This window comes from Dietzia sp. CQ4, assembly GCF_014145125.1.
GTDB lineage: Bacteria > Actinomycetota > Actinomycetes > Mycobacteriales > Mycobacteriaceae > Dietzia > Dietzia natronolimnaea.
The window spans coordinates 1-10,157 of record NZ_JAALDZ010000043.1 but is presented as its reverse complement, the minus strand read 5'-3'; the positions used below and the strand labels follow the sequence as shown (position 1 = coordinate 10,157).

Annotated in this window: 6 protein-coding genes; all 6 read left to right on the top strand. The window is 70.0% G+C overall.

What is annotated here, in order from left to right; translation table 11 throughout:
* Positions 1 to 118: 118 nt before the first annotated feature.
* Entirely contained in the window at positions 119 to 5,884 is a 5,766-nt protein-coding gene (locus tag G6031_RS03210; protein ID WP_182652420.1) for a phage tail tape measure protein, read from the top strand.
* The gene (locus G6031_RS03205; protein ID WP_182652419.1) at positions 5,881 to 6,720 is read left to right on the top strand and encodes a hypothetical protein; all 840 of its coding nucleotides are present in this window, start codon (positions 5,881 to 5,883) and stop codon (positions 6,718 to 6,720) included. The genes G6031_RS03210 and G6031_RS03205 overlap by 4 nt, the downstream gene beginning before the upstream one ends.
* A gap of 9 nt (positions 6,721 to 6,729) precedes the next feature.
* Positions 6,730 to 8,328: a hypothetical protein gene (locus G6031_RS03200; protein WP_182652418.1), complete on the top strand. Its 1,599-nt coding sequence runs from the start codon at positions 6,730 to 6,732 to the stop codon at positions 8,326 to 8,328.
* Positions 8,329 to 8,339: 11 nt separating this feature from the next.
* Positions 8,340 to 8,759, top strand: a complete 420-nt coding sequence (locus G6031_RS03195) for a hypothetical protein (RefSeq protein WP_182652417.1) — start codon at positions 8,340 to 8,342, stop codon at positions 8,757 to 8,759.
* Entirely contained in the window at positions 8,749 to 9,540 is a 792-nt protein-coding gene (locus tag G6031_RS03190) for a hypothetical protein (RefSeq protein WP_182652416.1), read from the top strand. Before G6031_RS03195 ends, G6031_RS03190 begins: the two co-directional genes overlap by 11 nt.
* A gap of 69 nt (positions 9,541 to 9,609) precedes the next feature.
* Positions 9,610 to 10,157 (top strand): hypothetical protein (locus G6031_RS03185; protein ID WP_206682128.1); only part of this gene is annotated, 548 nt, incomplete at its 3' end.

Sequence of the window (10,157 nt, the reverse complement as noted above, 5' to 3'; positions counted from 1 at the left end):
CGCGTCGACCGCCGCCCAGAACCGCCGCTACATGGCCCGCGTGGCCGGGAACCGGGCCAAGTAGCCCGCTCCCGGCCCGCGCGGCCCGCCCGTCCCGCGTCGACTCGAGGAGGCCCGCATGTCTGCTATCGGTTATGCCGTCCTCCCGATGACCGTGTCCATGAAGGGGATCGGTCAGACCCTGGCCCGGGACTTCACCGCGCCGGCCGCAGCGGCGGGCCGCAAGGCGGCAGACGACCTGGGCAAGTCCATGGTGGCCGGCGCACGCACCAGCGGCGAGGCGGCCAAGCGCGCGAGCCGTGAGCTCGAGGCCGCGGTGGCGACAGCGGAGAAGTATGTCACCAAGGCGGGCGACGCGGCCGAGAAGGCTCAGAACAAGGTGGCCGACGCCACCGGCAAGGTGCGCGTCGCCCAGGAGCAGTACAACGCCGCGCTCACCTCCGGGGACCCGGTGAAGCTCGCCCAGGCCGAGGAGCGCCTGGAGTCCGCCCGCCGCCGGCAGTCGGAGGCGACGACCGACGCCGAGCGCAAGAGCAGGGATCTGACGGACGCCCAGTCCGCCCTCGAGACCGCTCAGGCCAGGTCTGCTCGCGCGGCGCTCGATCAGTCTGAAGCCGTTGGCCGGTCGCGTCTGTCGGCCGAGGAAGCTGCGCAGGCCTCGCGAGACCTCGAGGGTGCCCAGAAGGCACTCGAGGTGGGCCTGCTGGCCGTCGGCGTGGCGGCCGTGGCGACCGCGGGCTACCTGTTCAAGCTGGGCTCTGACTTCCAGGACATGACCAAGACCATCCGGGTCGGGACCGGCGCGACCGGTGACGATCTGGATGGTCTGCGTGAGTCCGCCCTGGCCGTCGGGCGTGAGGTGCCCGCCTCGTTCGGTGACGTCGGGACCGCGCTGGCGGACATCAACACGGCCCTGGGGCACACCGGACAGCCGCTCGAAGACCTGACGAAGCAGTTCCTCAACCTGGAGGGCATCACCGGCATTGCCGCCGCCTCGTCGATTCCTGCGGTCACCCGCGCGTTCGGGGACTGGAACATCGCGGCCGACGAGCAGGGCGCCATCATGGACCGGCTGTTCCGTGCCTCGCAGAACACCGGGTCTGGCGTCGATCTCCTGGCGCAGCGGATCGTCCAGTTCGGCGCCCCCATGCGCGGTATGGGGTTCGACCTGGACGAGACCACCGCCCTCCTCGGCCTGTTCGAGAAGACCGGTGTGAACACCGAGCTCGTCATGGGCTCGATGCGGCAGGCGCTCTCGCTGTTCGCCCGGGAGGGCAAGTCCGCCCCGGAGGCCCTGCGGGAGGTCACCGACGAGATCAAGAACATGGAGGACCCCACCAAGGCGGCCTCCCGCGCGATGGAGATCTTCGGAGCTCGCGCCGGCGCCGACATGGCGGACACGATCCGTGGCGGCAAGTTCGAGATCGAGGAACTCCTCGACGCGATGCGCAACGGCTCCGACACGATCAACGGGGTCGCCGAGGAGACCCGATCGCTGTCGGATATGATGGCGATCTTCAAGAACAACGTGCTGGCGGAGCTTGAGCCTCTGGCGACTGCGGCGTTCGGCGCGCTGTTGGCTGGCGGCGAGTGGGTCGTGGCCAACGTCATTCCTGCTCTCCAGGGGCTCGCCGAGTGGGCGGGCGCGAACAAGGACCTCCTCATCGGATTGTCGATCGTGGTGGGGTCGATGGTCGGCGGCCTGGCGCTGGCACGCACCGGCCTGATCCTGTTCACCACCGCTCAGCGCATCTGGAACGTCGTCACGCTGCTGTCCGAGACTGGCGTTCGGAAACTGAACGCGGCGATGAAGGCCAACCTGTTCGGGATCATCGCGGGCGCGGTGATCGGCGTGGTGGCCGCGCTCACGTGGTTCTTCACCCAGACCGAGACCGGCCAGGCGATCTGGGCCGGGTTCATGGACGTGCTGCGGTCCGGTTGGGAGTGGTTGTCGGGCATCTTCATGCCCATCTGGGACGCCCTCGTGGACAAGGTCACCGCCGTCGTGGAGACGGTGAAGACCGCGTGGTCCGAACTGACCACCGCCTTCCAGGGCGGCGACGACGGCTACGGCGCGCTCGCCGCGATCATCGGCGAGGACGCCGCCGAGTGGGCGGTCAACACGATCAGCTACGTCAAGAGCGCCTGGGGCGAGTTGACCGCAGCGTTCACCGGCGGCGACGACGGCTACGGCGCTCTCGCGTCCATCTTCGGCGAGCAGGGCGCGGAGTGGATCGTCACCGCGGTCGCCACCGTCAGCGAAGCGCTGCAGGTGGCGGGCGAACTGCTCGGCACACTGTGGAGCACCGCCACCGAACTGGGGGCAACGCTCGGCGGGGCGATCTGGGAGATCGCGCGGTCACTGTTCTCGGCGCTGGTCGAGGTCGGATCCGCGCTGTTCGAGGCGTTCCGCGAGATCGGGACCGCGGTGTGGGAGCTGTTCCAGGCCCTGTCGCCGGTCCTGCTGCCCGTACTGAAGGTTGTAGCCGCCGTCATCGGGGTCACCCTATATGTCGCGATCAAGGGCATCATCGGTGCCCTGAAGCTCGTGGCGACTGTGGTCGGGGCTCTGGCGCAGGCGATGTCGTGGTTCTCGACGAACGTCCTCACTCCGCTGATCGGGGTGCTCGGCCAGTTCGCGTCGGCTCTGATCGGTCAGATCGCCGGCGCCCTGCGGACCGTCGTGGAGTGGGCCGGCAAGGTGATCTCCTTCGTCGGCGACATGGGCTCGAAGATCATCGGCGTGTTCACGTCAGCGAAGACGTGGCTGTTCGACACCGGCCGGGACATCGTGCGGGGCCTCCTCGAGGGCATCAAGTCCCTCGCCGGGACAGTCGGGTCATACTTCCTGGACCTTCTCCCGAACTGGATTCGTAAGCCGTTCGAGAAGGCCCTCGGGATCCAGTCCCCGTCCCGGGTGTTCGCCGGGTACGGCGCGGACATCGGCGCCGGACTGGTGCACGGGGTGCAGGGCATGGCCGGCCAGGTCGCCGACGCGGCCCGTGGTCTCGCCGAGACCGCGGCGACCGCCGCCGGTGAGGTGCAGATCGCCTTCAACGGCGGGGACGATGGGTTCGGAGCGCTGGCCAGCCTGGCGGGCGATGATCTCGCCCGGGCCGCCGCGAACACCGCCGCCGACGTCGGAGGGGCGACTCGTACGGCCGGGGCGGCCGCGACCGAACTCGGTACGGCGTTCACCGGCGGCGACGACGGGTACGCCGCCACCGGCGAGTTCCTCGGCGAGGACGCCGCCCGCACCGCTCTGGACGTCTCGGCGCAGATCGGGTCGGCGTTCACCGCGGTCGGCGAAGGGGTCGACGGCGCCAAGACGGCTCTGTTCGATCCGGCGGTCGCCGGGATGCAGCAGTCGCTCCTGGACTACGGCCAGGTCGCCCAGGACCAGATGAACGGCGTCGTGGTCCCGGTGATGAACCAGGCCGGGGCCGGGATCGCCGACGCCAAGGCTCGACTGTTCGATCCGGCTCACGCCGGCCTGCAGGCGGCGGTCACCCAGACGGGGGCTGCGACCCAGGCGGCGATGCTCGGCACCGCTCTGCCGTCGATGCAGACCGCCGGTACGGGGATCCTGGCCGTGCAGACTGGCACGGTCGACCCGGCGCTGGCCAACATGCGCGGTGCCCTGTGGAACACGGCGGGTGCGTTCGCCACCGGCACGACGGCGATCAACACCGAGTTCAGCAAGGTCCGCGAGGGCGTGGCTGCTCCGGTGCGATTCACCATCGGCCCGGTGTTCAACGACGGCCTCGTGTCGATGTGGAACGGCGTGTCCGACATGGTCGGGCTGAAGAAGATGACGCCCCACCCGATCAACTTCTGGGCGGGTGGTGTCCTGCCCGGGTACACCCCGGGACGGGACCCGTTCACCTTCATCGACCCCCGTACCGGGATGTCGATCGGACTGTCTGGCGGCGAGGCCATCATGCGCCCGGAGTGGACGCAGGCGATCGGCCCCGCCGGGGTCGAGCGGATGAACCATGTGGCCCGGACCGAGGGCGCCACCGGCGTGAACCGGATGCTCGAGCACCGGCACCTGGGTGGCTTCAACTCGGGCGGCATCGTCGGCTCGATGGAGGCGTTCGTCGGCAAGCACTGGCCGTCCCTCCTGCAGAACGGCAGGGCCTTCTCAGGTCTGCGTTTCACCGACAACGGCTACCACTCCAAGGGCATGGCGGCCGACTTCTCCAACGGCGGCAACGCGGGCACTCCGGAGATGAAGGCCCTGGCCAACGTGATCTACCGGAACTTCGCAGGCCAGACGCTGGAGCTGATCCACTGGCCGCTCGCGGGGTTCCAGAACCTCTGGCACGGCAGGCCACACAACTACAGCGCGGGCACGAACGAGCAACACCGCAACCACGTGCACTGGGCGCTGCCTGCCCCGCTGCAGGCGGCAGGGGTCGCTCTCGACCTCTCCGGAGGGGCCGTGGAGATCGATCCGCGTCAGATTGTCGAGTCGATGATCGGGGACGACCTGAAGCGGGTGAAGGATCTCGCGCACGGGTTCAAGGGCGCTGGCGGCATGGTCGATGCGGTCCCGGGCAAGGTCCACGACACCATGGTCAAGCCGATGTTGGACACCCTCGTGAAGGCGTTTGAGGAGTTCGGCGGCGACCCGGGCGGCGCGGATGTGCAGCGGTGGCGTCCGCTGGCGATGCAGGCGCTCGCGCGGATGGGGTACAACCCCGCCCTGCACATCGAGGCGATGCTCAAGCAGATCGAGTACGAGTCCAGTGGTGAACCGAACTCCATCAACCTGTGGGACTCGAACGCGCTGAGGGGGACCCCCTCGGGTGGTCTGTTGCACGTCATCGAGCCGACGTATCGGCGGGTGCGGGCGGCGTACCCGGATGCGTTCAAGGGGCTTCCCGACGACCGGATGCACCCGCTGACCAACCTCACGGCAGGTGTCGGTGCGGTGAAGATGGACTGGGGAGGGCCGGCCGGGCGGTGGCCCACCAAGCTCGGCTACGACCAGGGCGGGTTCCTGCCGCCCACGCCGGGCGGCTTCGGGACGTTCTTCAATCACACGAAGGCACCGGAGCCGGTGTTCACTGCCGATCAGTGGGCGCTCCTCGAGCGTCAGCTCGGTCTGAACGTCGACCTGGTCGAGGAGCTGCGCCGCATGGTGCTGGTCATCAACCGGGACGACGACGATCGGGACGAGCTCGCGGCGCAGGCGGTGTACGACGTGTTCGGTCGGGAGCCGATCGGGCCGGACCTGCACAAGGTGCTGCACGCCGGTCCGCGGGCCTGGAGTGAGACCGCAGCGCACCTGGAGCACATCGCCGCTACCGGCGAGTACCTCCAGAACGAGTGGTTCGCCGAGAGCTCGCAGCTCGCGGAGGCCGCCCGGGCGGTCAACCGCGGCCAGGTGGGTTTCGAGAAGTGGGCGGCCGCCTCTGAGGATCATGGCCGGATGGGTAGCCCTGAGGAGTTCGCGCAGCACTACGGCCAGCAGGTCGGGGCGGAGCTTCTGGACGGCGCGCTGGGCCTGGTCGGCCTGGACGGGCTGATCGGTGGGACGTGGAAGCAGTCGATCCGCGACGTCGCCGACGCCGGCGGGTGGGAGTTGCCCGGGTTCGGTCCGACGCCGCTGCTCGACGACGACGGGCGGGTGCTGGGCACTCGTCTGGAGCGGGTCGAGGCGGCGGTCGCTGAGTCGACGGAGGCCGCCACGACCGAGGCGGCGGTGGCGGTGGCCGGCGCGAAGGAGGCGCCACGCCAGCCGATCACCATCGTCGGCGACAGCATCCCGGCCGATCAGGTCGAGGAGCTGTTGGGCCGGATCGAGGGTGTCGAGTTCGACATCACCCGCATGAAGGGTGAGCGGGCGTCCATCACGACGAGAAAGGTGCTCGCGTGAACTTCACCTACACGGGGATCGAGTCCTCGCCGTCGTCGTGGCGTATCGCTGGTGACGGCGAGGGCCGCGAGGGCGTCGTCGTGGTGGCCGAGGGGCTCGAGGGGCTCGTCGCGGAGGTCAAGGTTCACACCGAACCGGCCGCCGCGGCGACCGGGATGCGTCCACTCGGGTTCGACGTCGAGGAGATGAACGGGACCCTGTCCTATCTCGTCGGTGACGATTTCCTCGCCGCCGACAGCGGGCTGGGCTACGGCCCCGACGTGGTGGATGCGATCTACCGCCGGTGGCGGGCAGCGTGGACCCTGAACCCGTTGCACCCCGCCGGCGGAGGTCTGCTCACCGCTCACGCCCCCGGCAAGCCTGCGCTGTCCACGCGGGTGCGGGCAACGAAGATGCCGGGCCCGGAACGCTCACCGGACGCCCCGTCCGGTGACTGGGTGGCCGGGGAGATGGACATCGTCTCCGACTCGGGCATCTGGGTCGGCGAGGACGAGCCCGTCGCCCCGGGCCGGGTGTGGCGGAACTCCGGGGATCTGCCGGTGTACCCGCAGATCCACTGGACGGGGTCGGGCAAGTCGTTCACCCCACCCGGGTTGTCGACGCCGGTCGCGCTGCCGTCGACGTCGACTCCCCTGGTACTGGACACCGACCCGGCTACGGGCGGCGTCATCCGCGCCGACACCCCCGGCGGGGCGCTCGACCATCCGGCGTGGCGGGCGATGCGCGGCCGGCGGGTGCCACGGCCTGTCGAGATCGGAGGCACTACCGACGGCTGGGTCCTGGGCGGCTGCACGATGTCGTGCCGAGTTCTCGTGATCGATCCGTGGGCGTGGTGAGGGGGCGGCATGTCTGACTGGTCCCAGGAGCGCGCCGACACGATCGCCGCCGGCGACATCGTGTTCAAGCTGCTCGACAAGGAGATCGAACCGGCCGCGGACCTGCACGGCGCGCTGCGCTGGGAGGCCCCGGACACGGTCAACAAGGTCGGGGTGTTCACCGGCGAGTGGGGCGGCGACCACGCCGCGACGGGCGCGTTCATCCCCACCGACCTCTCAGCGGTGGATCCGCAGGCCGGGTGGCGGGCCCTGGTGGACGAGGCCCAGTGGATCCTGGTGCAGGCCGGACCGTCGTGGCGTGACCGGCTCGTTTACCGGGTCGGGCGGATCCGCGATCACCACGGCCGCCGGGACGACCGGATCGAGGTCGAGGCCGAGAGCCTGTACCGGCACGTGGAGAAGATCGCGTGCCGCTCCGACCCGAGCTCGCCCACCCTGGCGGTGCAGGCCAAGTACCGGGACTCACGCCGCGGGGAATCCAAGCGGGTCCTCAAGGACTACCTGCTGGTGAACCTGCTGCGGGACTTCCAGCCCGGCGGGATCTCCGGCTGGGACCAGTGGGCGCCGTCGGCGTGGTCGGGGATCCTGCCGGACCGGTGGCCGATCATGGTCAACCCGCGGATGTCGGCGATCATCACCGCCTACACCCACCTGGACGCCCGCTTCGACATGGCCGGCGACCTGTTCGCTGAGACCCTCGACGCGGCCGGCCTGCTACTCACGACCGATCTGTGGCTCGAGGGCGACCCGCAACCGTTCCCCGAGTACTGCACGCTGACCAAGCCGACGCTGATCCTGGACGTCGTGCCCCGCGGGTTCGACACCTCGGTCACCGGGCACATCGGCGACATGCTCAAGGGGCTGACCCGGTCGTTCTCGACCGAGCAGAACTCGCCGATCCTGGAGCTTGGCGACCGGCCGCTGACCCACGCCGAGGTGCTGCCGTGGGTGGTGTGGCGGCCGAAGCACATGAACGTGACCTCCGAGTTCACCATCACCAAGTCCACGGACTGGCGGTCCACGGTCGGAGGACGCTCGCCCGAGGCGATCAACCGGATGCTCGCCGGGACGACGAAGTCGATCTTTCAGGGGATCGGCTTCGCGCTGGCGGCCGCGGTGCCGGTGTTCGGGCCGCTGCTGGTGGCCGGCGCGGCGATGCTCGGCGAGTGGGTCTCCGACCTCACCCAGGACCGACTGTTCGCCTGGTCGTCCTGGACCAACCTCGCGCGTCGCGACGCCCATGGTCGGCTCGCCTACCGCGACCAGGTCCACGCCGGTGACGGCTGGTCCCTGCAGGCGATGCAGCAGGGCTTCGCGGCCCTCGCGGCCGGTGCCGGGTCCATCTCGGTCGCCTTCGACGTCGACCGGTCGGCCCCGTTCCGGCTGTTCCGCGACTTCCGCGCCGGGGACCAGTGCGGTGCCGAGCATCGCGGGCTGGTGTTCGCCAGCTATGTCGAGTCGTGCTCGATCGGCGCCGAGCGCGGCCGGCCGTTCCAGACCGTGGCGCTCGGAGACCCGGCGGGCCGCGAGTCCCCGGTGCGGGCGCTGGGGATCTCCGTCAAGGGCCTCGCCAATGCCTTGGCCCGAGTCAAGACCTTCATTCAGTGACAGGAGCAGCTGTGGATCTGGACCTGCTGTACCCGTATGAGACCTCACCGGAGTTCCACCCGCTGTCGTGGGTGTTCTTCCACGCCGGCGGGGTGCAGATGGACATCGGGCAGTGCGATGCCCTCGCGCGTCACGTCTTCGGCCAGCTCGGCTGCGATGGCCCCGGGTCGGCGGCCGAGCCGGTCATCAAGTACGACTCCTTCGGCTCCGGCGGGGCGCCGTGGGAGCAGGGGGCGTGGATCCCGCGGGAGAAGCGCCGGCGCCCGGTGCGCACGACGATGCCGGACAAGCCGGTGACCGAGATGGACGAGGACGAGTTCGTCGAGGCGCAGCAGGCGATCGTCATCGGCGCCGCGGTGCGCCGCGCCCAGGCCGCTGACGCTGCCGACGACTACACCCCGCCGAAGGACGGTGACACCGGTGGGCGTTGATCTGTCGGGGGGCTCCTCCCCCACCGTCCCCGAGCGCGGCCGCGGGCTGCTCGAGTCGATCGTCGACGACGTCACCACGGTCGCCCAGGCGCTCGCCCAGGGGGTCGACGGGCTCATCCGCGGTGTGATCGACATGGTGCTGGGCCGCTACGAGGGCGACATCCCCGCGTTCGTGGACGGTCAGGAAGCGCTCAGCAACCGCCTGGAGCTGCTCGGCAAGATGGGCTACTGCGCGGTGGTGATGGAGCAGGGGTACCGGCTCGGGCCCGGCCGCAACCGCGCGCTGCCGTTCAACAAGATGCTCGGCCCGAACCAGGACGCCGAGCTGGTGACCGTCTCCCGACAGCACCCCGGACTGGGCTCGACGTTCCGCACAGAGGCGTGCATCAGGCTCGACCGCGAGGGCGCATGGGACGCCACGACGTTCTTCTCCCACGGCGGCGACGGCTACAACAACGGCTTCGCCGAGATCGCGGTCCTGCGCCCCGACTTCACGGTGTACTCACTGGCCACGATCCCGCTGACGCAAGGCAAGTCCGGAGCTGTCGCGCCGAATGGTGGCGACCCCGTGGTCATCCCCACCTCGTTCGTCGTCCCGGAGCCCGGCTACTACGTGCAGGTCCGGTTCCGGTACAGCGTGGCGGTCGGTATCCGAACCGTCCGCGGCGGTTCCCGCTACAACCGCCTGATCGTCACCCAGTGGTCCGAGCGGGTCGAGAACGACGACGTCGCCCAAGAAGGGACCGGGACAAACGACGACGCCACCCCCGCCGACCCGTGACCGGCGACCCGCGCGCTCGATCGAACCGGCCTGCCCACCGCGACTGAAAGCGAGGACCTGATGCGCACTGTGACGATCAGCCTGGAAGACATCACCGGAGTTCCCGCGCAGGACGGTGACGTCGTGTGGGTGTCGTCCCCGGTCCGCCGGTCTGCCGGTGGGCGCACGCTGATGCCGCGCGAGCAGCCCGTCGACCTGGTGGCCGGTGAAGGCTCGGTGGAGGTTCACCCGGGCCCACTGCAGGTGCGGTTCGACCTGGCCGGCGTGACGTTCCGCGAAGGCCCCACGGCGCGGGTAGTCGTGCCCGAGGGCGAGGGCGAGGAGTCACTCGCCGAGATGCTCTCCGCTGCTCACGACTGGACCCCGGAGGAGATGTCAGAGTTCGCCCGGTTGCGCAATGAGGCCGTCGATGCCGCGCAGCGTGCCGAAGGCGCGGCCGGGGCCGTCGACGAGGCGATCACCGACGCTGCCGGCCAGGTCGTTGCGGCGGTCGAGGATGACCGCGTGCGCGCGGAGACGGCCCGAGGTGTCGCGGAGGATGCCGCCGAGGACACGAAGGGCTACCGCGATGAGGCCGGCGGCCATGCGGGCACCGCGGGCGTGGAGCGTGCGGCGTC

Bases quoted from the DNA above. Each gene is read 5' to 3' on its own strand.
- G6031_RS03210 (WP_182652420.1), top strand. From the start codon at position 119: ATGTCTGCTATCGGTTATGCCGTCCTCCCGATGACCGTGTCCATGAAG.
- G6031_RS03200 (WP_182652418.1), top strand. From the start codon at position 6,730: ATGTCTGACTGGTCCCAGGAGCGCGCCGACACGATCGCCGCCGGCGAC.